The 24,615-nt window shown below is 68.7% G+C and carries 23 protein-coding genes; 13 read left to right on the forward strand and 10 right to left on the reverse strand.

Annotated features, from left to right (window positions below):
* Positions 1-47 precede the first annotated feature (47 nt).
* The 4 genes from LGR54_RS11750 to LGR54_RS11765 all read right to left on the reverse strand — a co-directional run bounded on the left by LGR54_RS11750 (position 48) and on the right by LGR54_RS11765 (position 2,329).
* Positions 48-398, reverse strand: a complete 351-nt coding sequence (locus tag LGR54_RS11750) for an ArsC family reductase (RefSeq protein WP_230362155.1) — start codon at positions 396-398, stop codon at positions 48-50.
* A 32-nt stretch (positions 399-430) separates the two neighbouring features.
* Positions 431-1,237 (reverse strand): xanthine dehydrogenase family protein subunit M, encoded by an 807-nt coding sequence (locus LGR54_RS11755; protein ID WP_230362156.1) that lies wholly within the window; start codon positions 1,235-1,237, stop codon positions 431-433.
* A 10-nt stretch (positions 1,238-1,247) separates the two neighbouring features.
* Entirely contained in the window at positions 1,248-1,745 is a 498-nt protein-coding gene (locus tag LGR54_RS11760; RefSeq protein WP_230362157.1) for a (2Fe-2S)-binding protein, read from the reverse strand.
* A 107-nt stretch (positions 1,746-1,852) separates the two neighbouring features.
* A complete protein-coding gene (locus LGR54_RS11765) occupies positions 1,853-2,329 on the reverse strand; it encodes a CoxG family protein (RefSeq protein ID WP_230362158.1) in 477 nt (158 codons plus the stop codon).
* 429 nt (positions 2,330-2,758) lie between these two features.
* On the opposite strand from LGR54_RS11765, the gene LGR54_RS11770 reads away from it, so the two are divergent.
* From LGR54_RS11770 to LGR54_RS11810, 9 genes are all read left to right on the forward strand, one after another.
* A complete protein-coding gene (locus LGR54_RS11770) occupies positions 2,759-3,994 on the forward strand; it encodes an amino acid ABC transporter substrate-binding protein (protein WP_230362159.1) in 1,236 nt (411 codons plus the stop codon).
* Between the two features lie 504 nt (positions 3,995-4,498).
* Positions 4,499-5,362, forward strand: a complete 864-nt coding sequence (locus LGR54_RS11775; protein WP_230362160.1) for a branched-chain amino acid ABC transporter permease — start codon at positions 4,499-4,501, stop codon at positions 5,360-5,362.
* Positions 5,359-6,321, forward strand: coding sequence for a branched-chain amino acid ABC transporter permease (locus tag LGR54_RS11780; RefSeq protein ID WP_230362161.1), 963 nt, complete (start codon positions 5,359-5,361; stop codon positions 6,319-6,321). Before LGR54_RS11775 ends, LGR54_RS11780 begins: the two co-directional genes overlap by 4 nt.
* Positions 6,318-7,076: an ABC transporter ATP-binding protein gene (locus LGR54_RS11785; RefSeq protein ID WP_230362162.1), complete on the forward strand. Its 759-nt coding sequence runs from the start codon at positions 6,318-6,320 to the stop codon at positions 7,074-7,076. Before LGR54_RS11780 ends, LGR54_RS11785 begins: the two co-directional genes overlap by 4 nt.
* Positions 7,069-7,785 carry an ABC transporter ATP-binding protein gene (locus LGR54_RS11790; protein ID WP_230362163.1) on the forward strand — a complete coding sequence of 239 codons (717 nt, stop codon included), beginning with the start codon at positions 7,069-7,071 and terminating at the stop codon, positions 7,783-7,785. The genes LGR54_RS11785 and LGR54_RS11790 overlap by 8 nt, the downstream gene beginning before the upstream one ends.
* Before the next feature lie 101 nt (positions 7,786-7,886).
* Positions 7,887-9,380: a pyridoxal-phosphate dependent enzyme gene (locus LGR54_RS11795; RefSeq protein ID WP_230362164.1), complete on the forward strand. Its 1,494-nt coding sequence runs from the start codon at positions 7,887-7,889 to the stop codon at positions 9,378-9,380.
* Positions 9,381-9,383: 3 nt separating this feature from the next.
* A complete protein-coding gene (locus LGR54_RS11800) occupies positions 9,384-10,361 on the forward strand; it encodes a CoA transferase subunit A (protein ID WP_230362165.1) in 978 nt (325 codons plus the stop codon).
* The gene (locus LGR54_RS11805) at positions 10,351-11,163 is read left to right on the forward strand and encodes a CoA-transferase subunit beta (protein WP_230362166.1); all 813 of its coding nucleotides are present in this window, start codon (positions 10,351-10,353) and stop codon (positions 11,161-11,163) included. The genes LGR54_RS11800 and LGR54_RS11805 overlap by 11 nt, the downstream gene beginning before the upstream one ends.
* A 34-nt stretch (positions 11,164-11,197) precedes the next feature.
* Positions 11,198-12,142 carry an LLM class flavin-dependent oxidoreductase gene (locus LGR54_RS11810; RefSeq protein WP_230362167.1) on the forward strand — a complete coding sequence of 315 codons (945 nt, stop codon included), beginning with the start codon at positions 11,198-11,200 and terminating at the stop codon, positions 12,140-12,142.
* 107 nt (positions 12,143-12,249) lie between these two features.
* On the opposite strand, the gene LGR54_RS11815 is transcribed toward LGR54_RS11810, so the two are convergent.
* A complete protein-coding gene (locus tag LGR54_RS11815; RefSeq protein ID WP_230362168.1) occupies positions 12,250-13,089 on the reverse strand; it encodes a Hint domain-containing protein in 840 nt (279 codons plus the stop codon).
* 438 nt (positions 13,090-13,527) lie between these two features.
* Between LGR54_RS11815 and LGR54_RS11820 the strand changes: the two genes are divergently transcribed.
* Positions 13,528-13,917: a hypothetical protein gene (locus LGR54_RS11820; protein WP_230362169.1), complete on the forward strand. Its 390-nt coding sequence runs from the start codon at positions 13,528-13,530 to the stop codon at positions 13,915-13,917.
* A gap of 64 nt (positions 13,918-13,981) precedes the next feature.
* Here the strand turns inward: LGR54_RS11820 and cofH are convergent, their stop codons facing one another.
* Positions 13,982-16,441, reverse strand: coding sequence for a 5-amino-6-(D-ribitylamino)uracil--L-tyrosine 4-hydroxyphenyl transferase CofH (gene cofH / locus LGR54_RS11825; RefSeq protein ID WP_230362170.1), 2,460 nt, complete (start codon positions 16,439-16,441; stop codon positions 13,982-13,984).
* A gap of 5 nt (positions 16,442-16,446) precedes the next feature.
* Positions 16,447-17,223 (reverse strand): LamB/YcsF family protein, encoded by a 777-nt coding sequence (locus tag LGR54_RS11830; protein ID WP_230362171.1) that lies wholly within the window; start codon positions 17,221-17,223, stop codon positions 16,447-16,449.
* Positions 17,224-17,386: 163 nt separating this feature from the next.
* Here LGR54_RS11830 and pxpB point away from each other — a divergent pair, with 163 nt between their 5' ends.
* The 3 genes from pxpB to LGR54_RS11845 all read left to right on the forward strand — a co-directional run bounded on the left by pxpB (position 17,387) and on the right by LGR54_RS11845 (position 20,030).
* A complete protein-coding gene (gene pxpB / locus LGR54_RS11835) occupies positions 17,387-18,145 on the forward strand; it encodes a 5-oxoprolinase subunit PxpB (protein WP_255607561.1) in 759 nt (252 codons plus the stop codon).
* Positions 18,142-19,182 carry a biotin-dependent carboxyltransferase family protein gene (locus LGR54_RS11840; RefSeq protein ID WP_230362173.1) on the forward strand — a complete coding sequence of 347 codons (1,041 nt, stop codon included), beginning with the start codon at positions 18,142-18,144 and terminating at the stop codon, positions 19,180-19,182. The genes pxpB and LGR54_RS11840 overlap by 4 nt, the downstream gene beginning before the upstream one ends.
* Before the next feature lie 95 nt (positions 19,183-19,277).
* On the forward strand, positions 19,278-20,030 hold the full coding sequence (locus LGR54_RS11845) for a GntR family transcriptional regulator (protein ID WP_230362174.1): 753 nt from the start codon (positions 19,278-19,280) through the stop codon (positions 20,028-20,030).
* A 40-nt stretch (positions 20,031-20,070) separates the two neighbouring features.
* On the opposite strand, the gene LGR54_RS11850 is transcribed toward LGR54_RS11845, so the two are convergent.
* The 3 genes from LGR54_RS11850 to LGR54_RS11860 are packed head-to-tail and all read right to left on the reverse strand — an operon-like array spanning position 20,071 to position 24,454.
* Positions 20,071-21,246, reverse strand: coding sequence for a 2Fe-2S iron-sulfur cluster-binding protein (locus tag LGR54_RS11850; RefSeq protein WP_230362175.1), 1,176 nt, complete (start codon positions 21,244-21,246; stop codon positions 20,071-20,073).
* Positions 21,243-22,076, reverse strand: coding sequence for an FAD binding domain-containing protein (locus LGR54_RS11855; protein ID WP_230362176.1), 834 nt, complete (start codon positions 22,074-22,076; stop codon positions 21,243-21,245). The genes LGR54_RS11850 and LGR54_RS11855 overlap by 4 nt, the downstream gene beginning before the upstream one ends.
* Positions 22,073-24,454 carry a xanthine dehydrogenase family protein molybdopterin-binding subunit gene (locus LGR54_RS11860; RefSeq protein WP_230362489.1) on the reverse strand — a complete coding sequence of 794 codons (2,382 nt, stop codon included), beginning with the start codon at positions 24,452-24,454 and terminating at the stop codon, positions 22,073-22,075. Before LGR54_RS11860 ends, LGR54_RS11855 begins: the two co-directional genes overlap by 4 nt.
* Positions 24,455-24,615: the final 161 nt, after the last annotated feature.

Below are 24,615 nucleotides of genomic sequence, written 5' to 3' on the forward strand. Positions count from 1 at the left end.
ATCGAGCCGACGGGCCTGTTCCGGGGTGCCGACAGGGCTTCCGGCCGCTACTCGCCGAACTCGGCGGCGTAGATCTCCGGCTTGAAGCCGACGATCAGCTTGCCGCCGGCCTCCAGCACCGGGCGCTTGATCATCGAGGGCTGCGCCAGCATCAGCCCCATCGCCTTCGAGGCGTCGAGGCTCTGCTTGTCGGCGTCGGGAAGTGCGCGGAAGGTGGTGCCGGCGCGGTTGAGCAGCACCTCCCAGCCGAGCTCCTTCACCCAGCCGGCGAGCCGCTCGGGCTCGACGCCCACCGCCTTGTAGTCGTGGAAGCCATAGGCGACGCCGTGCGCCTCCAGCCAGGCGCGCGCCTTCTTCATGGTGTCGCAGTTCTTGATGCCGTAGATCATCGCGGCCATGGCGCGTTCCTCCTCGAATGATGCGAGGTGGTCTAGCGCGCCGTGGCCAGACCCGCCACCGCCCGCTTCGCCATCACCGCGACCAGTTGCGCGCGATAGGCGCCGGAGCCGTGGATGTCGGCGATCATGTCGTCGGCCTCCGGCCTGAGGCCGTCGAGCGCGCTGGGCGAGAACTCCGCCACCAGCGCCGCCTCGGCCTCCGCCCAGCGGAACACGCCGCCCTGGCTGGCGCCGGTGACGGCGACGCGCACTTCCTCGCCACCCCGCCAGACGAAGACGCCGGCCATGGCGTAGCGCGAGGCGGGGTTGGGGTATTTCTCGTAGATCCCCTCACCGCCGAGCGGGAAGCGCACGGCGGTGACGAGCTCGCCCGGCTCCAGCGCCGTCTCGAACAGGCCGGTGAAGAAATCGCCGGCCGGCACCTCGCGGCGGTCGGTGACGATGACGGCGTCGAGCGCCAGGCAGACGGCGGGGTAGTCGGCGGACGGATCGTTGTTGGCGACCGAGCCGCCGAGCGTGCCGCGATTGCGCACCGCCGGATCGCCGATCATCCCCGCCAGCGCTGCCAGCGCCGGCAGGTGGGCGGCGACCAGCGGCGAGGTCGCCACCTCGACGTGGCGGGTCATGGCGCCGATGGTGAGCGCGTCATCGGCGAGGGCGATGCCCCTGAGCGCGGCGAGGCGCGACAGGTCGACGAGATCGGACGGGCTGGCGAGGCGCTGCTTCAGCGTCGGGATCAGCGTCTGGCCGCCGGCGAGCGGCTTGGCTTCCTCGGAAGCCGCGAGCGTGGCCAGCGCCTCGGCGAGATCGGCGGGACGGCTATAGGCGAAGGCGAACATGACCCGCTCCTCACTCGGCCGCGACGGCGGGGGCCGTCACGCCGCCCATGGCGAGCGCGCCGGCCTGGATCGCCTTCACGATGTTGTGGTAGCCGGTGCAGCGGCAGAGATTGCCCTCCAGCTCGGCACGCACCGTCGCCTCGTCGAGTTGCGGGCCGAGGCGGCGCACCATGTCGATGCCGGCGACGATCATGCCGGGCGTACAGAAGCCGCATTGCAGGCCGTGATGCTCGCGGAACGCCGCCTGCATCGGGTGCAGCGCCTCGCCGGCCGCCAGCCCCTCGACGGTGACGACCTCAGTGCCCCCCGCCTGCACCGCCAGCACCGCGCAGGCCTTGATCGCCTCACCGTCGATGAGCACGGTGCAGGCGCCGCACTGGCTGGTGTCACAGCCGACATGGGTGCCGGTGAGCCGCAGGTCGTCGCGGATCAGCTGCACCAGCAAGGTGCGCTCGTCGACGGCGACGCGCACCGGCGCGCCGTTGATGGTCAAAGTCAGGTCTCGCATCGAACCTCTCCCGGATTCAGGCGACGCTGGCAGGCAGGCACGAACAGGCAGGCACGCGGAATTCGTAACCACGTAGAACTCGTGGGCGCACAGGTGGGCACGCAGGATCAGGCCTCGCTCGCCGCTCCCTCGGCGGGCTCGGCCTCCGGCGCCACCACCGCCGCGAAGGCGGTGAAGAACTCGCCGGTCAGCTTCTTCACCGTGCCGTCGATCAGCCGGGCACCGAGCTGGGCGATCTTGCCGCCGACCTTGGCCTCGGTCTGATAGGTCAGCACCGTCTCGTCGCCCTCCTCGTCGAGGCGCACCAGCGAGGAACCCTTGGCGAAGCCGGCCACCCCGCCCTGCCCCTCGCCGACGATGCGGCAGGAGGCCGGCGGGTCGAGCTCGGTCAGCGTCACATTGCCGGCGAAGGAGACCTTCATCGGCCCGATCTTCAGCACCATCTTGGCGGTGAACTCGGTCGGCGAGACCTGCACCACCTCCTGGCAGCCGGGCGTGCACCGGCGCAGCACCTCGGGATCGTTGAGCGCCGCCCAGATGGCGCTGCGGGGGGCCTTGATGCGGTGCGAGCCGGAAAATTCCATGAAGTCACCTGAAACCGAGTCACCTGAAGACGAAGTCACCTGAGACGAGAGCACCGGCCGCGAGGCCGGCGAAAGGCAGGACGTGCCGCGCGTCCGGTCGGATCGGCGCGGCGGCGGCGCCGGCGCTCCGGCGAGCAACGACCATGCCATGCCCGCGACGACGCCGTCCATGGCGGGACAGGCCGGGCCGGCAGCGGGGAACTGCCGTCAGGACAGGCAGCGGTCGCATAAAATTCGCGCACACTTAAGTTACGTTACGGATTGAGGAATCCACCTCGATTGGTATGGTCACATAGCACACCATACCATCAGGTCGGAAGCCAGCTTTTCCTCCGATCGCGCCGCGCATGAATGCCCGCCGATCCGGGCACGGCCCCGCAGGCCCACGCCGTCCAGAGAACTCACGGTCCAGAGCACAGGAACAGGCACATGTTCGAACGAGCCTCCCGCCGCACCTCCTCTCCGAGCCGCAGCGGCCTTCTCGCCGCGGCGCTGCTCGCCGCGCTGGCCGGCACCACCGCCGCCCCGGCGCTGGCCCAGGAGACGATCAAGATCGGCGCGCCGCTGGCGCTGACCGGCGGCCTCGCCGACGAGGGCCACAAGCAGGACCTCGTCTGGAAGATGTGGGTCGAGAAGGTGAACGCCGCCGGCGGGCTGAAGGTCGGCGACAAGACCATGAAGGTCGAGCTGATCGAGTACGACTACCAGTCGGAAGGCCAGCGCGCCTCGCAACTGGCCGAGAAGCTGATCAACGACGACAAGGTGCAGTTCCTGTTCGCGCCGTTCGGCTCGGGCCACACCAAGATCGTCGGCGGCGTCGGCGAGCGCTACCAGGTGCCGACGATCGCCTGCGTCGCCTCCTCCGAGAGCGTGTTCGACCAGAGCCTGAAGCATCTGTTCGGCACCCTCTCCCCCAATGGCGGCATGACCACCGCCATGGTGAAGATGTTCAAGGAGAAGTTCCCGGAGACCAAGACCATCGCCGTGCTGGGCCGCGACGACGTGTTCCCCAAGTCGATGGCCGAGGGCATCGCCAAGGCGGCGGAGGCGCAGGGCCTGACCGTTGCCTATAAGGAGCTCTATCCGGTCGGCACCATGGACCACGCCGCGGCGCTGTCCTCGATCAAGGCGGCCAAGCCCGACTGGATCTACGTCACCGGCTACACCCAGGACCTGATCCTCGCCCGTAAGCAGATGCAGGACCTCGGCGTCACCGCGCCGATCGTCACCATGGTCACCGGCCCGTCCTACAAGGAATACACCGAGGGCCTCGGCAAGCTGGCCAACGGCATCACCTCGTCGAGCTGGTGGCACCACGCCACCAACTACACCGGCCAGGGCGTGTGGCCGGCGACGGCGGATTTCTACAAGGACTTCCAGGCCAAGACCAACGGCGCCGACCCGGACTATGTGCACGGCTCCTGCGCCGCCGCCGGCGAGGTGATCGCCGACGCGCTGGCCCGCACCGGCTCGCTCGACAAGGCCAAGCTGCGCGACGCCATCGCGAGCACCGACATCCAGACCTTCTACGGCCCGATCAAGTTCGGCCCGACCGGCATGAACCTGCCGCGCGAGCTGCCGATCATCCAGGTGCAGGACGAGACCATCAAGGTGCTCGCCCCGGCGGACATCAAGAACGCCGACCTCATCGCCATGCCGAAGTGACGCACGGACGCGAAAGCCTTCCGACACGCGGCCCCCGCTCCGCGTGAAGAGGCCGGCGGGCGCTCACAGACCCCCCTCTGGTCCGCCGGCCAACTTCGCTCTGCTTCGCCGGAATCGCCGCTTCATGCCGGCGCGACCGGCGAAGTCTTCCTTCTCCCTCTCCCCGCACTGAACTCGGCTGTTGCCGAGTTCAGCGTTCAGAGCGGTCCACATCGGATGCATCCGATGTGGACGGAGAGGGGCGGGGTGAGGGGGATCGACGTTCCAGGGCTCCGTAGCCACGCCCCCCTCAGCGACCCGCTCCGCGGGCCACCTCTCCGTCGAAGCCGGATGTTTCCGGCTTCGACACACCGGACCCGAACCCGGCAACAGCCGAGTTCGGACGGGGAGAGGAAAGAAAAGCCAAGTCCCTAAGGAGAGCACCATGCAGCGGGTCCAACCGGACGCCATCCGTCGAGGAGGTCTGTTGAACATCGCCTCCCCAACGCGGCGGGCAGCCTGACCATGGCCATCTATTCGCAGATCCTCGCCAACGGGCTGATGCTGGGCGCGCTCTATGCCTGCCTCGCCGTCGGCTTCTCGCTGGTGTGGGGCGTGCTGAACGTGATCAACATGCTCCACGGCTCCTTCATCATCCTCGGCGGCTACCTCACCTGGTTCGCCTGGCACGGCTGGGGCATCCACCCCGTGGTGATGCTGCCGGTGGTCGGCGCCTTCATGTTCGCACTCGGCTACGCGCTGCAGAAGACGGTGATCAACCGCGTGGTCAGCGCCCCCGTGCTCACCACGCTGACGCTGACCTTCGGCCTCGACATGATCCTCTACAACGTCATGACCTACTGGTTCACGGCGACGCCGCGCCGAGTGCAGCTCGACCTCGGCTCGGTGAGCCTCGGGCCGGTGACGCTGCCGGTCGACCGCCTGGTCGGCACCGGGCTGGCGCTGGTCCTGACGCTGATGCTGTATCTGGTCATGCGCGGCTCCAATATCGGCCGCGCCATCGTCGCGGTGCGCATGGACCGCTCCGCCGCCGAGCTGATGGGCATTCGCACCGAGCGCATCTACGCCATCACCTTCGGCATCGGCGCGCTGATGGCCGGCGTCGCCGGCGTGGTGTTCGCCTCGGTGTTCCCGATCACCACCAACGTCACCGGCACCTATCTCGGCAAGGCCTTCGTGGTCTGCGTCGTCGGCGGCCTCGGCTCGGTGCCGGGCGCGCTGGTCGGCGGGCTGGTGCTCGGCCTCGTCGAAAGCCTCGCCGGCCACTGGTTCGGCCCACAGCAGGCGATCACCGCCGGCTTCGTGCTGATGCTGGTGATCCTGCTTACCCGTCCCACCGGCCTCGTCGGCGTCAGGGGGTATGAATGAAATCCGGTCCCCTCGCCTACGCGCTCCTCGCCGCCGGCCTCCTCGTGCTGGCCTCGACGCCGCTCTGGGCCGACAACTACGTGGTGCGCACCGCCGCCATCGTCGCCATGTACGGCGCGCTCGCCACCTCCTGGAACTTCATCGGCGGCTTTACCGGCTATCCGTCCTTCTCCACCGCCGCCTTCTTCGGGCTCGGCTGCTATGTCGGCGCCATCTGCCAGCACGCCGGCGTGCCGATGATGCTGGCCTGGCTGGTCGCCACGCTGATGGTCGGCGCCTTCGCCTGCCTGCTCGGGGCGATCATCCTGCGGCTGCGTGGGCATTATTTCGCCATCGGCTCCATCGCGGTGGTCGAGGTGTGCCGGCTCGTCGTCTCGTCCTGGTCGAGCCTGACCGGCGGAGGCGACGGGCTCAACCTGCCGCTGCTCACCTGGGCGCCGGAACAGGTGATGCGGTTCTTCCTGTTCGTGATGCTCGGCATCCTCGTCCTCAGCCTGATCGCCACCGCGCTGGTCGATCGCGCGCGGCTCGGCTTCGGGCTGCGCTGCATCCACCAGAACGAGGACGCCGCCGCCATGGTCGGCATCAACACCACGCTCTACAAGGTGGCGGCCTACACGCTGTCGGCGGTGTTCTGCGCCGCCGCCGGGGCGGCCTATGCCTCGTGGACCGGCTATATCGACCCGACCGAATCCTTCCAGATCCTGATGACGGTGAAGGTGCCGGTGATGGCGATGCTCGGCGGCGCCGGCACGCTGGCCGGCCCCTTCCTCGGCGCGGCGGCTTTCGTGCTGCTCGAAGAGGTGTTCTGGGCCAATTTCCTCGACTGGAACCGCGCCATTCTCGGCGTCGTCATCGTGCTCTTGGTGTTCTTCCTGCCGGGCGGGCTGCTCAGCCTCGCAAGGAAGGCGAAGGCCAAGGCGAACTCGGCGAACTCGGGCTCGGGAGGCGCGGCATGAGCGAACCCATCCTCAGGCTGGAAGGCGTCTCCAAGACCTTCGGCGGGCTGAAGGCGCTCACCGACGTCTCCTTCGCGCTGGAGCCCGGCGAGGTGGTGGGGCTGATCGGCCCGAACGGCGCCGGCAAGACCACGCTGGTCAACGTCGTCACCGGCAACCTGCCTCCGTCCTCGGGCAGCATCCTGTTCGAGGGCAAGGACGTGGCGACGCAGAAGCCCTATGAGGCAGCGCGGCGCGGCCTCGCCCGCACCTTCCAGATCGTCCAGCCCTTCCCGCAGATGACGGTTCTGGAGAACGTCACCGCCGGCGCGCTGTTCGGCGGCGGCGCGGGATCGGTGGGCGATGCCCGCGACATGGCGCGCGAGAGCCTGGAGTTCGTCGGCCTCGCCCCGCTCGCCGACCGGCCGGCGGCGCAGCTGGCGCTCGCCGCCCGCAAGCGGCTGGAACTGGCGAAGAGCCTCGCCATGGACCCGAAGGTGCTGATGCTCGACGAGGTGAATGCCGGCCTCAACTCCTCGGAGATCGACGGCGCGCTGGCGCTGATCCGCAGGATCGCCGAGCGCGGCGTCACCGTGCTGATCATCGAGCACCTGATGAAGGTGGTGCTGTCGCTGTCGAAGCGCCTCTTGGTGCTGCACCACGGCCGACTGATCGCCGACGGGCCGAGCGCCGAGATCGTCGCCGACGAGCGGGTCATCGAGGCCTATCTCGGACACAAATTCGCGGCGCGCCTGAAGGAGCGGCACCATGGCTGAACCGCTGCTGGAACTTTCCGGTGTCACCTCCGGCTACGGCCAGATCCAGGTGCTGTGGGGCATGGACCTGGCGGTGCGCACCGGCGAGGTCGTCGCCCTCGTCGGCTCCAACGGCGCCGGCAAGTCGACGCTGCTCAGGACCATCTCGGGGCAATTGGCACCGCGCGCGGGCACCATCCGCTTCGACGGCCGCGATATTGGCGGGGCGAGGCCCGATGCGGTGCTCACCGCCGGCATCGCCCATGTGCCGGAAGGGCGCCGGCTGTTCCGCGGCCTCACCGTGCGCGACAACCTGCTGCTCGGCGCCTATCTGCGCTCCGACAAGGACGACATCGCCCGCGACCTCGCCTTCGTGTTCGAGCTGTTCCCCATCCTCGCCGAACGCCAGCGCCAGGACGCCACCACCCTGTCCGGCGGCGAGCAGCAGATGTGCGCGGTCGGGCGCGGAATCATGTCGCGGCCGAAGCTGCTGTTGATCGACGAACTGTCGCTCGGCCTCTCCCCGCGCATGGTCGAGCATCTCGGCGAGGCGCTGGTGCAGCTCAACAAGGCCGGCCAGACCATTCTGCTCGTCGAACAGGACGTGATGACGGCGTTCGAACTCTCGCACCGGGCCTACATCGTCGAGAACGGCCGGGTCGCCCGCGCCGGCGCTTCCGCCGAACTGATGGCCGACCCGACGGTAGGTGAGGCCTACCTGTCGATTTAATGACCCTGATCTAAAGAAGAATTTGCCAAAGTGATACTATCATTAGTATCATGGAAAATATGGTGATGGCGCCCGGCGCCGGCCCCAACCAGGTCGTGAGAATGAACCCCTTCGAGCTTCCGTCCGCCGTCGTCGATTCCGGCGTCTATGCCCGCACCGTCACGCATCTGCGCGAGCGCGGCATCGTGCTGCCGCGCTTCTCCGAGCTCGCGGCGCCCGAGACCATCCCCGCCGCCACCCGCGCGGCGGCCGACGCCGCCGACAAGGACGCCCCGGACGCGCGCAACCTGTTCGGCGTGCACTGGTACAACAATGCCCGCGACCTTAGCGGGTTAAGCGTGCCGGACTTCATCGAGCTGCCCAGCGCGGTCACCGGCGTGCCGGCCCGCATCGTGGTGATGCTCGGCCGGCACTTCCCGATGATCCACGCGCACAAGGTGCTGGCGGCCTATGCGTGCCTCGCGCCGCGCCTCGCCACCGGCGCCTTCGACCCGACGCATCACCGCGCCGTGTGGCCCTCCACCGGCAATTACTGCCGTGGCGGCGTCGCCATCTCGCGCATTCTCGGCTGCCACGGCGTCGCGGTGCTGCCGGGCGGCATGAGCGCCGAGCGCTTCAACTGGCTGGAGCAGTGGGTCACCGACCCGTCCGACATCGTGCGCACGCCGGGCACCGAGTCGAACGTCAAGGAGATCTACGACGCCTGCGCCGAGATGGCGAAGGACCCCGGCAACTTCATCCTCAACCAGTTCTCCGAGTTCCCGAACTATCTCGGCCACTACGCCGTGACCGGCGCGGCCGCCGCGAAGCTGTTCGAGGGGCTGAACACATCCGGCAAGCTGAACCTCGCTGCCTTCGTCGCCGGCACCGGCTCGGCCGGCACGCTGGGTGCCGGCGACAGGCTGAAGGAAGAGTTCGGCGCCCGCATCGTCGCCATGGAGCCGGTCGAGTGCCCGACGCTGCTCTATAACGGCTTCGGCGAGCACAACATCCAGGGCATCGGCGACAAGCACGTGCCGTTGATCCACAACGTCACCAACACCGACATCGTCGCCGGCGTCTCCGACAAGGCGTCGGACGACCTCGCGCTGCTGTTCGGCTCCGACGAAGGCCGCGCCTATCTCGCGGGGCGGCGCGGGCTCGACGCCGCGACCATCAAGGGGCTGGCCTCGCTTGGCCTGTCCGGCATCAGCAATGTGCTGGCCGCGATCAAGACCGCGCGCCGGCTCGACCTCTCCGAGGACGACGTCATCATCACCGTCGCGACCGACGGCTCGGAGCTCTATCCGAGCGAGCTCGCCGGCCATCTCGCCCGCAAGGGTGGCCGCTTCGACCAGGTCGACGCGGCGGAAGCCTTCGGCCAGCACCTGCTCGGCGCCGACGCCGACCATGTGCTGGAGCTGGACCACCGCGACCGCCAGCGCGTGTTCAACCTCGGCTACTACACCTGGGTCGAGCAGCAGGGCGTCTCGGTGGAGGATTTCGAGCGCCGCCGCCACCAGTCGTTCTGGAAGGGGCTGCGCGACCACCTCGCCGGCTTCGACGAGCTGATCGCCCGCCTGAACCGCGATGTCGGCATCGCCCAGGCCGCTTGAGAAATGCCGCGTGAGGAGAGCGAAGGCGTGACCCAGTCCTATCTCGACCTGCGGCAGAAGACCCGCGAGCGCGACCGCAGCCTGCGCGACAAGGTGATGTCGCTCGAGGAAGCCGCGAAGCTGGTGGACAATGGCGCCTCGGTGGCGCTGGGCGGCTGCACCGCCTCGCGCACCCCGATGGCGATGCTGTGGGCGCTGATCCGCGCCCGCAAGACCGGCCTCACCGTCTCCCGCTCGATCATGTCGACCGAGGGGGACCTGCTCTACGCCTCCGGCCTGTCGACGCACATCCAGACGAGCTGGTTCAGCCAGGGCATCGTCTGGGGCGTGTCGAAGGTGATGCGCGCCTATACTGAGTCGAAGCGCGCCACCTTCGAGGAATGGAGCCACATGGCGATGGGCCTGCGCTACCGCGCCGGCGCCATGGGCGTGCCGTTCATGCCGATGCGCTCGATGATGGGCTCTGGCGTGGTCGACCGGGCGCCGGGCGCCAGGACCATGGAGTGCCCGTTCACCGGCGAGACGCTGCTGCTGGTGCCGGCGCTGAATCCCGACGTGGCGCTGATCCATGTCCAGCGCTGCGACGCCTATGGCAATGCCCAGCTCGACGGCCTGACCTTCATGGACATCGACATCGCCATGGCGGCGAACAAGGTGATCCTGACCACCGAGCGCATCGTCTCCAACGACCAGATCCGCCGCCACCCCGACCAGACCAAGATCGGCTTCTTCACCGTCGACGCGGTTGTGGAAGTGCCGTTCGGCTCGGCGCCGCACGAATGCTACGGGCTCTACGAGCCGTTCTACTCGCATATGGACCTCTATGCGCAGATGACCGCCAAGGACCCGGACAAGGGCGCGGCGGATTATCTCGAGCGCTTCCACTACGAGCCGAAGGACTGGGCGGACTATCTCAGCCGCATCGGCATGGCCGAATTGCTCGACGCCCAGCGTCGCGGGAGTGGCATCTATGACGACTGAATCCACCCGCGCGACGCTGACGGAAAGCCCGCTCAAGGCTGTGCCCGCCTACACGGCCTCCGAACTGCTGGGCGTGATGAGCGCCCGCCTGCTCAGGGACGGCCAGACGGTGTTCGCCGGCGTCGGCATCCCGCTGCTCGCCGCCATCCTCGCGCAGAAGACCCACGCGCCCGGCCTCACCATCCTGTTCGAGGGCGGGGTGATCGGCCCCTTCGTCGAGGCCGGCAAGCTGCCGCCCTCCACCAACGAACAGCGCTGCACCCGGCGCGCCAACATGCTGGTGTCGATCACCGAGGTGCTGCTGATGCTGCAGCGCGGCTATGTCGATGTCGGCTTCATGGGCGGGGCGCAGATCGACCGCTATGGCAACCTCAACTCGTCCTTCATCGGCGACGCCGACAACCCGAAGATCCGCCTGCCCGGCACCGGCGGCGGCAACGACATCGCCTCGCTGGCCGACATGATCGTCGCCATGAAGCACGAGAAGCGCCGCTTCGTGGAGAAGGTGGACTTCATCACCTCGCCGGGCTTCATCGAGGGCGGCGACAGCCGCGCCAAGGCCGGGCTGCCGGCGGGCGGCATGTTCCGCGTCGTCACAGATCTCGGCATCATGGGCTTCGACGAGGCGACGAAGGCGATGACGGTGGTGGCGCTGCATCCCGGCGTCACGCCGCAGGCGATCAAGGACAATACCGGCTTCGAACTGCCGGTGCCGGCCGATGTGCCGGTGACCGAACAGCCGAGCGACGTCGAGCTCGCCATCCTGCGCGAGCTCGACCCCCAGCGCCTCTACACGGCGTGAACTCCCTTCCGACGCGTTCCCAGCGGAGACTGACATGACCGGCCCGGCTTATGGCATCGCCATGCGCAACTTCACCCGCTTCCCCGAGCTGCCGGACGCGCCGGCGCTGGTGGATTACGGGGTGCGGATGGAGGAGCTCGGCTTCGAGTCGCTCTGGGTGTGGGATCACATCCTGCTCGGCACCGACCCGCATTTCCCGATCATCGACTCGCTGACCCTGCTCACCGCAGTCGCGGCGCGCACCAAGACCATCAAGATCGGCACCGGCGTGCTGGTGCTGCCGCTGCGCAATCCCGTCGTGCTGGCCAAGCAGCTCGCCTCGATGGACCTCCTGTCGAACGGACGGCTGATGCTCGGCGCGGCGGTCGGCTGGTACAAGCGGGAATTCGACGCCATCGGCATCGCCCATGACCGCCGCGGCAAGATCATGGACCGCAACCTCGACATCATCAAACGGCTGTGGACCGAGGACAGCGTCACCGGCGAGTGGGACGAGCTGAGCCTGCGCAAGGCGGTGATGTTCCCCAAGCCCGTGCAGCGGCCGCATCCCCCGATCCTGATCGGCGGCTATGTCGACGCGGTGCTGAAGCGGGTCGCCAAGCGCGGCGATGGCTGGCTGACCTATTTCTACACGCCGGAAGGCTATAACGAGGCCTGGGCCAAGATCTCCGCCTTCGCAGAGGAGGAAGGTCGCGATCCGGCCTCGCTCTACAGCCTCAACCAGCTGCCGATCTATATCGGCCCGCGCGAGGTCGGCCTGCCGAAGATGAACGAGTGGCTCAACTCGGAATGGGACCTGTCCAAGGGCTCGCTCTCCACCTTCGACAGCGCCATCGTCGGCACCCCCGCCGAATGCGCCGAGCAGATCGCCCGCCACATCGAGACCGGCGTGAAGAAGATCGTCTTCGTGCCGTGGCGCTATGAGAAGGAGCAGATCGACCTGCTCGCCCATGAAGTGCTGCCGCTGCTGCGGAAGTGAGCCGGCGAATGATCCGAAGTTGAGCCCTTACGTCGGGCTCGGCTGCGTCGATGGAGAACAACAACGGCCCGCCCCTCTCGCGAAGGGCGGGCCGTCGCGTTTATCGATCAGGCGGCGCGGATAGCGGGCACGCCGGGCGCGCGCGCAGCGATGCGACGACGGATGCCGTCCGGCAGTTGGCGGGCCGACTTGACGCGCGGCAGGTCGAGTTCCGCGATCGCGGCCTCGGGCGCCTCGTGCCAATTGTCGAAGCGGCGGCGGGTGACGTTGTCGACGAAGGTTTCCGCCGCGACGCCCTCGGCGAGCACCAGCGAATGGTCGGCCAGCTCGACATGATAATAGGCGAAGCGCGCCGGCATGTCGGTGCGGCGCACGATGCTGGTGCCGTTCACCAGCGCGCCGGCCTGTACCAGCAGGCCCTCGACCAGCAGGGCGTGGTCGACCGAGACGTGGAGATCGCGCGCCGGCAGGCCCTCGCCCAGCGCGCCGGCGCGGATCAGCACCGGCACCACCTTGAAGGGATCGGCGAAGGCGGTGGCGACCGTCTGCCGCGCCAGCCAGCGGACCGGCTTCGCCGCGCCGGCGGCGGTCAGCACGAGATCGCCGGCCTTCAGCGTCTCGATAGCCACCTCGCCATCGGGGGTCGCGATCATCGTGCCGGCGAGGAAGCACAGGATGAGCGGATCCTCGGAATTGATGGTGAAGGGCGGCAGATCATTCGAGATCGGATCCGACGACATCAGGAAATAGGTGCCCGAGGGCGAGAGCACGACATAGCCGCCCTCGGTGTAGCCGAGATAGGTCATCGTCGGGCCGTCGATATAGGGCGAGTAATAGAGTGTTTCGCCGGCGGTGAAGAAATCCGTCCCGTTCTCATTGGCGGCGTCGGTCGTGCCGGACGCCTGTCCATAGAGCGTGTAGGTCCCAGTATCCGCGTCATAATTCAAAAATGCATAATAATTCGAAGTATATACCGCCACTTTCTACCCCTATCGACCATCCACCGTCCAACCAGACTGGATAGAAGAACAAACATCTGGTGGTTACAATATAAAATGATACCGCCGACGCATGGTTCTACGACAAGGCCGACGACCGTTCGATGAACGGCCTCCCTTACGCGATGCCAGCCGGACAATGATCCACGGCGCAGCGCCCATCCCCGCTTGCCCGCACCTCGTGCCAGCGCATCTTATCGGCGGCGCCCGGCATGCGCTCCGCGTCCGTCCGCCCAACCGACAGTTGCCGCCTGCAAGTTCCCGGAAAGTATGTCGGCTATTTTGTGACGGTCGTGGCGCGCGACGGCGCTCTCCCGCTCGACTCCCGGCTATGCGCTGTTACGTTGCGGCGCCGGGAATTCGACTATCGCCCCAGGAGAGCCTGCCGTGAAACTGTCTTCGATCGCCGTGCTGGCGCTGGTCAGCATCACCGCCGCCGGCTGCGTGACCGCCACGCAGGACAAGGAGAACATGCTCTCCGCTGCCGGCTTCCGCATGCGCCTCGCCGACACGCCGGACAAGGTCGCCTCGCTGAAGACCCTGCCGCCGCACAAATTCACCGTGCAGAACCAGAACGGCCAGCCGGTCTATCTCTATGCCGACCCGACCGTCTGCGGCTGCATCTATTACGGCACCCAGGACAATTTCCAGGCCTATCAGCAGATGCAGTACCAGCAGCGGCTGGCGAACGAGCAGCAGATGACGGCCATGATGAACCAGCAGGCCGCCGATTCCTTCGACTTCGGCCCCTGGGGACCGATGATGCCGATGTACTGACCGTCGGCTGTACTGACCGCGAACTCTATTGACCGTCGGCGCGGCGGCCGCTTCGCGCGGCCGCTCAGCCCCGCCTTGCGGCGAAGCTCCCCACCTTGGCGAACTTGCCCGCCGCCGCCTCGACGCGCGGGGTGAGCGCATTCGCGGCATAGGAACGCTGCTTTTGCCGCGACGGGGCGTCCGTGTAGGTGGTGGTACGCTGGCGGGCGAGGCGTCCGCTCGCGCGCACCGCCGCCTCCATCCGGTCGGGCGGGAATTCCTGCCCATGCATGCCGCCGGCGGCGCGGCTGATCGATTCATCCATCAGTGTGCCGCCGATGTCGTTGGCACCGGATTTGAGCGCAGCGACGATGCCGCCCTCGCCGAGCTTCACCCAGCTCGCCTGCACGTTCGGGATCACCGGATGCAAGGCGAGCCGCCCCACCGCGTGCATCAAGAGCGCCTCGCGCCGCGACGGCCCCTGCCGCGTGCCGCCCTTGAGGTAGAGCGGCGCCTCCATGTGCAGGAAGGGTAGCGGCACCAGTTCGGTGATGCCGCCGGTCTCCTCCTGCAGATGCCGCAGCCGGATGAGGTGCCGCGCCCAGTGCCGGTAATGGTCGACATGGCCGAACATGATGGTCGAGGTGGTCTTCAGCCCGACGCGATGGGCGGCGCCGATCGTATCGAGCCATTCGGCGGTGTTCAGCTTGTCCGGGCAGATGATCGCCCGAATTTCGTCGTCGAGGATCTCCGCTGCCGTGCCGGGCAGCGTGCCGAGGCCGGCCTCCTTCAACGCGATCAGGAACTCCGTCACCGACAGGCCGAGCGTCGACGCGCCGTGCCGCACCTCCAGCGACGAGAAGGCGTGGACATGCATGTCCGGCACCGCCTGCTTCACCGCGCGGACAATGGAGAGATAGGTCTCGCCGGAGAAATCCGGGTGGATGCCGCCCTGCATGCACACTTCGGTGGCGCCGCGCTCCCATGCCTCGACGGTGCGGCGCTGGATCTCGCCGAGGTCGAGCTCATAGGGTTTTCCGCGCAGATGCTCGTTGTGCCGGCCCTTGGAAAAGGCACAGAAGCCGCAGCGATAGGAGCAGACATTGGTGTAGTTGATGTTGCGGGTGACGACATAGGAGACGGTGTCGCCCACCGCCTCGCGCCGCAGCGCATCCGCCGCCTCCGCCACGCGCTGTGCCTCGTGCCCGCGCGCGTCGAACAGCCGGACGATCTCGGCCTCCTCCAGCCCGCGCCCAGCGAACGCCTTGTCGAACAGGGCGTCGAGGTCGCGCGCCTCACCTGCAATCGCAGGACTGGCGGGCCATTCGACGACGGTGCTGTCGAAGCTCTCGCCCTCGCCGACCCGCCAGCCGCTTTCATGGGCGAGGCCGCCGGCATCGGCGCGCCGCAGCACGAAGGGCGTCACCGCCTTGTCGAGCCAGCGCGGCGCGTCGAACAGATAGGTCGGATAGACCGCGAGACGCGGGCTCAGCACCTTGCCGGCCTTGGCGGTGGCATTGGCGAGCGCGGCGAGCGCCGGCCACGGCGCTTCCGGGTTCACATGATCAGGCGTCACCGGCGACACGCCGCCCCAGTCATTGATGCCGGCGGCGATCAGCGGCGCCAGCTCGTCGGCGCGCAAATTCGGCGGGGCCTGGATCGAGATCGACGGGCCGAGGATCAGCCGGGCGAGCGCGATGGTCCACAGATGCTCGTCGAGGCTCGGCTCCGGCGCCTCGGCCATCCGCGTGCCGGCCTTGGCGCGGAAGTTCTGGATGATGACTTCCTGCACATGACCGTGGCGGGCATGCGAAGCGCGGATGGAGAGCAGCGCCTCCACCCGCTCGGTCCGCGTCTCGCCGATACCGATCAGCAGGCCGGTGGTGAACGGCACCTGCGCCTCGCCGGCCGCCTCCAGCGTGGCGAGGCGGGCGGCCGGCAGCTTGTCCGGCGAGCCGAAATGCGGGCCGCCGCGCGCCGACAGACGCTCGGAGGTGGTCTCGATCATCATGCCCTGCGAGGCGGAAACCTTGCGCAGCATGCTGAGATCATCGACCGTCAACACGCCGGCATTGAGGTGCGGCAGCAGGCCGGTTTCCCTCAGCACCAGTTCGGCCATGGCTTTGAGGTAGTCGAGCGTCGTGGCGTAGCCGAGCGCCGCCAGTTCCTCGCGCACCACCTTGTAGCGCAGCTCCGGCTTGTCGCCGAGGGTGAACAGCGCCTCGTCGCAGCCGACGCGGGCGCCGGCGCGGGCGATCTCCAGCACCTCCCCGGGGGTGAGGAAGGCACGCTGTCCCCTGCGCGGCGGATGCGCGAAGGTGCAGTAATGGCAGACGTCGCGGCACAGCTGGGTGAGCGGGATGAACACCTTGCGCGACACGGTGACCACGCTGCCGAAGCCGGCATCGCGCACCGAAGCCGCCGCGCGCATCAGCCCGGCGGTGTCGCCCTCCCCCGCCAGCACCAGCGCGGCGTCGCGGTCGAGGCCGCCTGTCCCCAGCACCTGCCGGGCAAGTTCGTCCCACCGCGCCGCCGCGTCGTCCATGATCGTCAGCCTTCCATCACTTCCGGCAGGGTGAGCAGTTCCACCCCCGCCGCCTTCAGCGCATCGCGCACCGCGCCGGCCACCACGATCGCGGTCGGCTCGTCACCATGTACGCACAGCGAATCGAATTTCGTCGGCATCTTCTTGCCGTTTACCGAAATGATTTCGCCGTCGAGCACCATGCGCACCGTGCGTTCGGCCGCCACCTTCGGGTCCTTGATCACCGCGCGCGGGTCGGTGCGGGTAAGCAGGTTGCCCTCGTCGTCATAGAGCCGGTCGATGAACGCCTCGCGCGACAGCGGAACGTCGAGCGCCAGCGCCGCCTTCTCCATCTCGGAATTGGACAGCGCGAGATAGTACAGGCTGGGATCGACGGTCTTGATCGCCCGGCCGATGGCCAGCGCGTAGTCCTTGTCGATGGCGGCCATGTTGTTGAGCGCGCCATGCGGCTTCACATGCGTCACCTTCGCCCCGGCATAGGCCGCCATGCCGGCGAGCGCGCCGAGCTGGTAGGCGACGAGATATTCGAGGTCGTTGGCGTTCATGCGAATCTGTCGGCGGCCGAAGCCCCAGATGTCGTTGAAGCCGGGATGCGCGCCGATGGAGACGCCGTTCTCCTTCGCCTTCAGGCAGACGTCGCGCATCACCGTGGCGTCGCCGGCATGCAGGCCGCAGGCGACATTCACGCTCTGCACGATCTTGAGGATGGCGGCGTCGTTGCCGATGTCATAGTGGCCGTAGCCTTCGCCCATGTCGGCGTTGATGTTGATGCGGGTAGCCAAAGACGCCTCCTCAATCGGTTGAGCCCATGGAGAGCCCCTGCCCTCTCGACAGCTACGTTATTAAGGCATTAAATAATCATGCCTTTCAAGCTGAAACATACTAACATTAGGATGATTGCCGCAAGGCGACGTCCTTAGCTGACGCCCGTAGCATCGGAGTGCCATGGTGGCGACCCCCTCGCCGGATCAGAACCGTCTCGGCCTTCTCGCCCGCTTCCTCGGCGTCGGCGACACCGCCTTCGCCATCGAGTTCGGCACCGGCATCGACCCGGTGCTGAACGCCCGGGTGCATCGCGCCGCGGCGCTGATCCGCGAGGCGGCGTTCCCCGGCGTGGTCGAGACGGTGCCGAGCTTCCGCTCGCTGCTGGTGCATTACGACCCGCTCGCGACCGGCGCCACCGCGCTGCAGGAGGCGATGGCCGGCCTCGACCTCGGCGAGGCGGTGGCGAGCGCGCCGGAACGAGTATGGGTCATCCCCACGCTTTATGGCGGCGAGGCCGGACCGGACCTCGACGAGGTCGCCCGCGCCACCGGCCTGTCGCCGGCGGAAGTAGTCGCCCTCCATGCCGGCACGCTGTTCCGCGTCTATGTGCAGGGCTTCCTGCCCGGCTTCGCCTATCTCGGCGTGCTGCCGCCCGAACTGGAACTGCCGCGCCTCACCACCCCGCGCGTGCGGGTGCCGGCCGGCTCGGTCGCCATCGCCCAGAGCATGAGCGGCGTTTATCCGGTGGAATCGCCCGGCGGCTGGCGGCTTATCGGCAACACGCCGCTGCGCTTCTTCAATCACGAGACCACGCCGCCCACCCTGTTCGCCCCCGGCGACGGAGTGCGCTTCCGCCCGGTCGAGGCCGACGAGCACGCCGCCATCCGCGCGGCGGTCGCGCGCGGCGACTATGCGCCCGAGCAGGAGGCCGGCCGATGAGCGCCCGCCTCCTCGTCACCCAGCCCGGCCCGCAGACCACGGTGCAGGATCTCGGCCGCGTCGGCGCGCAGGCCTATGGCGTGCCGGTCTGCGGCGCGCTCGACATGGTCGCGCTGCGCCTCGCCAATGCGCTGGTAGGCAACGCGCCGGGCGCCGCCGCGCTCGAATGCCGCCTCATCGGCCCCGCCTTCACCGTCGAGGGCGGGCCGGTGCGCCTGGCGCTGACCGGCGCCGAGGCAACGATCGAGATCACGCGCGGCGACGAGACCCGCTCCTACCCCGCCTGGCGCGCCATCGACGTGCCGGAGGGCGCCGGGGTGCGCATCGGCGCGCTGCGCGGCAGCGGCGCGGCGGTGCTGGCGGTGGCCGGCGGGCTCGATGTTCCCCTCGTGCTCAATTCCCGAGCCACCGACCTCAAGGGCGGCTTCGGCGGGCTGGACGGACGGGCGCTGAAGGCGGGCGACCGGCTCCCCATCGGCGCCGGCGCACTGGGGGGCCCCTGCCTCGAACTGCCGCGCCCGCCGTCGCTCGCGTTTGACGGCGTGCTGCGCGTGGTGCCCGGCCCGCAGGACGATGCCTTCACGCAGGAGGGGATGGCGAGTTTCCTCGGCACCGCCTATCGCGTCTCGCGCGAGGCGGACCGCATGGGCATCCGCCTCGAGGGCGCGCCGCTCGCCTTCCGCACCTCGGCCGACATCACCTCGGACGGCATCGCCACCGGCGCCATCCAGGTGCCGGGCTCGGGGCTGCCCATCGTGCTGCTCGCCGATCACCAGACGGTCGGCGGCTACGCCAAGATCGCCACGGTGATCTCCGCCGACCTGCCGCGCGCCGGCCGGCTCACTCCCGGCGCCCAGCTGCGCTTCAGGGCGGTGAGCGTCCCGGAAGCGGAGGAGGCGCGCCGGGCGTTGGAGCGCGAGATCACCGCGCTCGTCGCCTCGCTGACCCCGGTGCGCGCCGCCGCCGAAATCGATCTCGCGGCGCTTTACGCGGCCAATCTCATTTCCGGGGTGGTGACGGCGTGCGATCCCGAGTAACAGGCGTGCGAATAAGTTTATGTGATACTGAAGATAAGATCATTCTTTGATTCTGCCGCAGGTTGAAGCGGCCGCGATGGGTACGACACGAGCCGATGCTGAAGGACAACGCGGCCGCGCTGGCCAATCCCGATTATCGCCGCAGCCCGGTGCCGCGATACCTTCAGATCGCCGGCGTGATCCGCCGCCGCATCGAGGACGGCGTCTGGGGGCCGAACGAGAAGATCTCCACGCTGCAGGAACTGGAGGCCGAGTTCCAGGTCGCCCGCGTCACAGTCCGCCAGGCGGTGGAAGTGCTGCAGGGCGAGGGGCTGGTCCGCCGCATCCAGGGCAAGGGCACCTTCGTCTCCGGCGCGGTGGAAGAGAAGCGCTGGCTGAAGCTCGACCTGAAATGGCACTCCATCGCCGGCATCATCGGCGCCAACGTGCCGCGCTTCGTCACCGGCGCCGCCCCGGCCGGGCCGCCGCAGATCCGCCCGGAGGACGGCACGCCGGCGACGCACTACCGCTATCTGGAGAGCGTGCAGTCGCGGCGCGGCCAGCCCTATTCTTTCGCGCGGGTGCATTTCGACGCCGAGCTCTACGACCTCGCCCCCGCCCGCTTCGACCGCGAGCCGACCATCAGCGTCATCAGCACGCTGGAAGGACTGAAGGTGAAGAAGGCGCGCCAGTCCTTCATTGTCGGCACGGTGGAGCCGCGCGTCGCCAATTTGCTCGCCATCGGCATCGGCTTCCCAACGGTGGAGGCGCATCTCGTCGTCACCGACGACCGTGACACGGTAATCTACGTCGCCGACATCATCTATCGCGGTGACTGCGTGCAGCTGGACGTGGATCTGCTGCGCTGAGGCGCCCAGCCCCGCGCGGAGCGCGGGAAGATCCTCGCCCTCAGCCGCGCCCGAACAGCCGGGCCAGCCAGCCCTTCACCAGGCTCCACGCCAGCGCGCCGGCATCGAGCGAGGCGGCCGACGCCGCCGGCGCCTCGCCCCGGATCCGCGCCGCGAGATTGGCGGCGAAATTCTGCGTCAGCCGCGCCGCCACTTCGCGGGCGATGGCGCCCCGGCTCATCTGTGCCAGCGGCCCTTGCAGCACATAGGCGACGTCGACGCTCACCCGCGTCACCGCCCCGTCCGCGCTCTCGACGAGGCGATAGGCGAGCCGCGCCCGCACCTGGGTGGCGCTGCGAGCGTCGACGCCGCGCCCGTCGATGGTGCCGGACCAATCCGCCGGGTTCGGGATGATCAGCCCGGTGCCGCCGAACGCCGCCTGCATCGGCCCGAGCTTCACCACCATCTCGGCGGCGAGCGAGCGCCCGTCGCTCGGCGCGGTCAGCCGCGCGCCCGGCAGGCAGGCGATCACCTGCTCCGGCGACTGGAACAGCGCCCACACAGCGTCGCGCGGCGCCGGCACCTCGAAGCTCTCGCGGATCTCGACCGGATTGCGCAGCGGCTCGTCATCGGCGACCGCCTCCACGGCAACCGCTGCCGCCGGCAGCGGCACCGGCGCCACTTCCACCGCCACCCGCGCCGGCGACACCGGCAAGGCGAGCGGCGAGGCATAGGCGGGCGGCGCCAGCGCCGTGCCGCGCGTCACCACCGCGCCCTCGCGCTCGGCGGCCACCTTCCGGATCGCGCGGATGATGCCGACATAGCCGGTGCAGCGGCAGAGATTTCCCGCCAGTTCGTGGCGGATGGTGTCCTCGTCGGCATGCGGGTGGCGCAGCACGATGTCGCGCGCCATCACCAGCATGCCGGGGGTACAGAAGCCGCATTGCAGGCCGTGCTCGTCCATGAAGGCCTCGCGCAGCTCGCCGGCCACCGCGTCGTCGGCCAGTCCCTCGACGGTGGTGATGCGGGCGCCGTCCAGCATCACCGGAAAGGCGATGCAGGAGCGCGCCGGCGCGCCGTCGATCAGCACCGTGCAGGCACCGCACACGCCGTGCTCGCAGCCCAGATGGGTGGCGGTGAGCAGCATCTCCTCGCGCAGGAAATCGGCGAGGTGCGTGCGCGGCTCGACGCTGGCCTCGAGGACGCGACCGTTCACTTCGAGCTTGATCGGGATCATGCGGGCAGGCTTTCAGAATTCAGCGCGTCAATCGCGATCTGGGCGATGGCCTCGCGGATGACTTTCCGGTGCAGACGCAGCGTGGCGGGCTCGGCATCGAACCCGGCGGCGGCCAGCCTTGCGTCGAGCCGCGACGGGTCGGCGAGGACGGCCTTCGCCTCGGTGACGACGATGTGCCGCCCCTCGGTGGCGCCGATGACGAGGCGGTGCACACCTCTCCCGTCATCCGCCAGCACCGCGCACATAGCTTCAGCGAACTCGCCGACCTTGCGGCAGGACTTGCGGTAGCCGAAACGCGCCCCCGCAGAGCAGCGCGGCACGAAGACGCCGGTGACGATCTCGCCCTCCTCCAGCGCGGTGGAGAACGCCCCGAGCAGGAAATCCTCCAGCGCCAGCTCGCGCGTGCCCTGCGGCCCGGCCAGCACCACGCGGGCGCCGAGCGCGGTCAGCGTCGTCGGCCAGTCGGCGGCGGGATCGGCATGGACGAGGCTGCCACCCACCGTGCCGCGATTGCGCACCGCGCGATAGGCGATGCCGTGCGCGACCCGCGCGAGGAAGCCTGGCGTCGGGTCCGGCACCGCGCCGTCCTCGAACTCGGCATGGGTGATGGCGGCGCCATAGAGCACGCCGTCCGCCCGTTCCTCGACCCGGCGCAGCTCGGGGATTTTGGCAACGTCGACGAGGCAGGAAGGCCGGGCGAGGCGCAGATTGAGCATTGGCCCGAGGCTTTGGCCGCCGGCCACCGGCTTGGCGCCGTGATCCCCGCCGAGCGCCGCCACCGCCGCCGCCACCGTGGCGGGACGCTGATAATCGAAACGCGCCGCCTTCACGACACCGCCTCCCCCGCCTGCATCACCTGCGCCTGCGTCACGGCCTGCCGCACCCGGCGCGGCGTCATCGGCGACATGGAGAGCTCGACGCCCATCCCCTTCAACGCGTCGTTGATGGCGTTGCCGAGCGCCGCCGGCGGCGCGATGGCGCCGCCCTCGCCGATGCCCTTCTGGCCGAAGCGGGTGTTGGGCGAGGGCGTCTGGATGTGGTCGATGCGCACGGTCGGCATCTCGCCGGCACCGGGCAGCAAATAGTCGGCGAGCGTCGAGGCCAAGGGCTGGCCGTGCTCGTCATAGGTCATCTCTTCATAGAGTGCGGTGCCGATGCCCTGCGCGGTGCCGCCATAGATCTGGCCATCCACCACCATCGGGTTGAGCAGCACGCCGCCATCCTCGACGATGACGTAATCGAGGATCTCCACCTCGCCGGTCTCCGGCTCCACCGCGATCACGGCGGCATGCGAAGCATAGGAGAAGGTGCCGGTGTCGACGGTCGGCTTGTAGCCGGCGACGAGGTCGAGCCCGTCCGGGTGGATGTCGGCCGGCAGGTTCTGCGGCGCGAGGTACCAGGTTTTCGCCACCTCGGCGAAGCTCACCGAGCCGTGCGGCCCCACCACCTGCGCGTCGCGGATCGCCACCGCCTCCTCCGGCGCCTGCAGCAGATGCGCGCCGATGCGCTTGATGCGCTCGCCGAGCCGCTCGCAGGCGCTGGCCACCGCGCCGCCGGACATCACCGCCGAGCGCGAGCCCCAGGTGCCGGTGGAATAGGGCGTCAGCGCCGTGTCGCCATGCACGACATTCACCAGTTCCGGGTCGATGCCCAGCACCTCGCAGGCGACCTGCGCCATGGTGGTCTCCATGGACTGGCCGTGGCTCTGCGCGCCGATGCGCACCTCCAGCGTGCCGTCCGGGGTCAGGCGGGCGCCGCAGCTCTCGATGCCCGGCACCATTGGAATGCCCCAGCCGTGATAGACCGAGGTGCCGTGCGCGCCCTGCTCGCAATAGGTGGCGTAGCCGAGGCCGATCTTCCGGCCGTCCTTCTCGCCGGCCTGCTGGCGCGCCCGCACCGCGTCATGGCCGATCATCTCCCGCACCCGCCTGAGGCTCTCGGGATAGTCGCCCATGTCGAAATCCTTGCCGGTGATCGAAGTGAACGGCATCTGATCCGGGCGGACGAGGTTGCGCATGCGCACGTCGTAGGGGTCGAGCCCCGCCTCGCGGGCCACCGCGTCGATCATCAGCTCCATTGCCGTGCACACGCCGGTGCGGGCGACGCCGCGATAGGGCACGATGGGCGGCTTGTTCGAGCACACCGAATAGGTGCGGCAGCGATAAGCCGGCAAATTATACGGCCCCGGCAGGTTGGAGACCACCTGCGCGCCTTCGAGGCAGGCGGAGAACGGGTAGACCGAATAGGCGCCGGCATCGACATGCGCCACCGCCTCGAAGCCGAGCAGCGTGCCATCCGTGTCCGCATAAGCGGTCATCACATAGTGATGCTCGCGGCAATTGGCGGCGGCGATCAGGTGCTCGCGGCGGTCCTCCAGCCACTTGATCGGCCGGTCGAGCTTGAGTGCCGCCCAGGCGCAGCACACCTCCTCCGGCTGCAGCAGCCCCTTCCAGCCGAAGCCGCCACCGACATCCGGCGCCACCACGCGGATCTTGCGGGTATCGAGCCCGAGGCATTCGGCGAGGCCGGAGCGCACGATGTGCGGCATCTGCGTCGCCGTCCACAAGGTGAGCTGTTCGAGATAGCGCTCAAACACCGCGATGCAGCCCTTGCCCTCCAAGGGCGACATGCATTGCCGGCTGGTGCGCACCTCGCGCGTCACCTTCACCGGAGCGCTCGCGAGCTTCTCGGCGTCGAAGAACTTGTCGGTCTGCGAGACCAGGAACACATTGTCCGGCCACTCGTCATGCACCAGCGCGGCGCCGGGCTGAGCGGCGCGCAGCATGTCGTGATTGGCCGGGAGTTCCTCGTAGTCGACGCGGATCTCCTCGCAGAGGTCCTCGGCTTGCGCGCGGGTCTCGGCCAGCACCATCACCACCGGCTCGCCGGCAAAGCGCACCTTGCCGCTGGCCAGCGAAGGCTGGGCGGAGACGCGGAAGCCCGGCAGGCCGGTCTTGGCGAGAATGTCCTTCACGCCGACCATGTCGGCATGGGTGAAGGCACGGCCCTTCAGGTGCTCGGGGATATGGATCGCCCGGATCCGCGCATGGGCGAGCGGCGCGCGCAGGAAAGCGGCTTCGAGCTGGCCGGGGAAGCGCATGTCGCCGACGAACCGCCCGCGGCCGGCGAGCAGCCGCGCATCCTCCTTGCGGCGCACCGAGGCGCCGACCCCGCGCCCCTCCCGCGCCCCATGGCTCGATTCCTGCATGTTCACCGCCGACCAATCCCCTGACGCACGCACCCTTCTCGGTGCACTATCCTATTCGATTATCGAGATTATCACACGAGATGTGCTGATCTTTGCACAAACAGTATCATTGGCAAGAGCGCAGAGGCGTTCTAAGCTGGATCGACGCGACAGAAGGGGAT

The sequence above is a fragment of the Ancylobacter sp. Lp-2 genome (genome assembly GCF_020523795.1).
In the GTDB taxonomy this organism is placed as follows: domain Bacteria; phylum Pseudomonadota; class Alphaproteobacteria; order Rhizobiales; family Xanthobacteraceae; genus Ancylobacter.

What these genes read in the sequence shown, in the direction of transcription:
- LGR54_RS11750 (WP_230362155.1), bottom strand. Translation starts at nt 398, where the DNA reads ATGGCCGCGATGATCTACGGCATCAAGAACTGCGACACCATGAAGAAG.
- LGR54_RS11755 (WP_230362156.1), bottom strand. Translation starts at nt 1,237, where the DNA reads ATGTTCGCCTTCGCCTATAGCCGTCCCGCCGATCTCGCCGAGGCGCTG.
- LGR54_RS11760 (WP_230362157.1), bottom strand. Translation starts at nt 1,745, where the DNA reads ATGCGAGACCTGACTTTGACCATCAACGGCGCGCCGGTGCGCGTCGCC.
- LGR54_RS11765 (WP_230362158.1), bottom strand. Translation starts at nt 2,329, where the DNA reads ATGGAATTTTCCGGCTCGCACCGCATCAAGGCCCCCCGCAGCGCCATC.
- LGR54_RS11770 (WP_230362159.1), top strand. Translation starts at nt 2,759, where the DNA reads ATGTTCGAACGAGCCTCCCGCCGCACCTCCTCTCCGAGCCGCAGCGGC.
- LGR54_RS11775 (WP_230362160.1), top strand. Translation starts at nt 4,499, where the DNA reads ATGGCCATCTATTCGCAGATCCTCGCCAACGGGCTGATGCTGGGCGCG.
- LGR54_RS11780 (WP_230362161.1), top strand. Translation starts at nt 5,359, where the DNA reads ATGAAATCCGGTCCCCTCGCCTACGCGCTCCTCGCCGCCGGCCTCCTC.
- LGR54_RS11785 (WP_230362162.1), top strand. Translation starts at nt 6,318, where the DNA reads ATGAGCGAACCCATCCTCAGGCTGGAAGGCGTCTCCAAGACCTTCGGC.
- LGR54_RS11790 (WP_230362163.1), top strand. Translation starts at nt 7,069, where the DNA reads ATGGCTGAACCGCTGCTGGAACTTTCCGGTGTCACCTCCGGCTACGGC.
- LGR54_RS11795 (WP_230362164.1), top strand. Translation starts at nt 7,887, where the DNA reads ATGAACCCCTTCGAGCTTCCGTCCGCCGTCGTCGATTCCGGCGTCTAT.
- LGR54_RS11800 (WP_230362165.1), top strand. Translation starts at nt 9,384, where the DNA reads ATGCCGCGTGAGGAGAGCGAAGGCGTGACCCAGTCCTATCTCGACCTG.
- LGR54_RS11805 (WP_230362166.1), top strand. Translation starts at nt 10,351, where the DNA reads ATGACGACTGAATCCACCCGCGCGACGCTGACGGAAAGCCCGCTCAAG.
- LGR54_RS11810 (WP_230362167.1), top strand. Translation starts at nt 11,198, where the DNA reads ATGACCGGCCCGGCTTATGGCATCGCCATGCGCAACTTCACCCGCTTC.
- cofH (WP_230362170.1), bottom strand. Translation starts at nt 16,441, where the DNA reads ATGGACGACGCGGCGGCGCGGTGGGACGAACTTGCCCGGCAGGTGCTG.
- pxpB (WP_255607561.1), top strand. Translation starts at nt 17,387, where the DNA reads ATGGTGGCGACCCCCTCGCCGGATCAGAACCGTCTCGGCCTTCTCGCC.
- LGR54_RS11840 (WP_230362173.1), top strand. Translation starts at nt 18,142, where the DNA reads ATGAGCGCCCGCCTCCTCGTCACCCAGCCCGGCCCGCAGACCACGGTG.
- LGR54_RS11845 (WP_230362174.1), top strand. Translation starts at nt 19,278, where the DNA reads ATGCTGAAGGACAACGCGGCCGCGCTGGCCAATCCCGATTATCGCCGC.
- LGR54_RS11850 (WP_230362175.1), bottom strand. Translation starts at nt 21,246, where the DNA reads ATGATCCCGATCAAGCTCGAAGTGAACGGTCGCGTCCTCGAGGCCAGC.
- LGR54_RS11860 (WP_230362489.1), bottom strand. Translation starts at nt 24,454, where the DNA reads ATGCAGGAATCGAGCCATGGGGCGCGGGAGGGGCGCGGGGTCGGCGCC.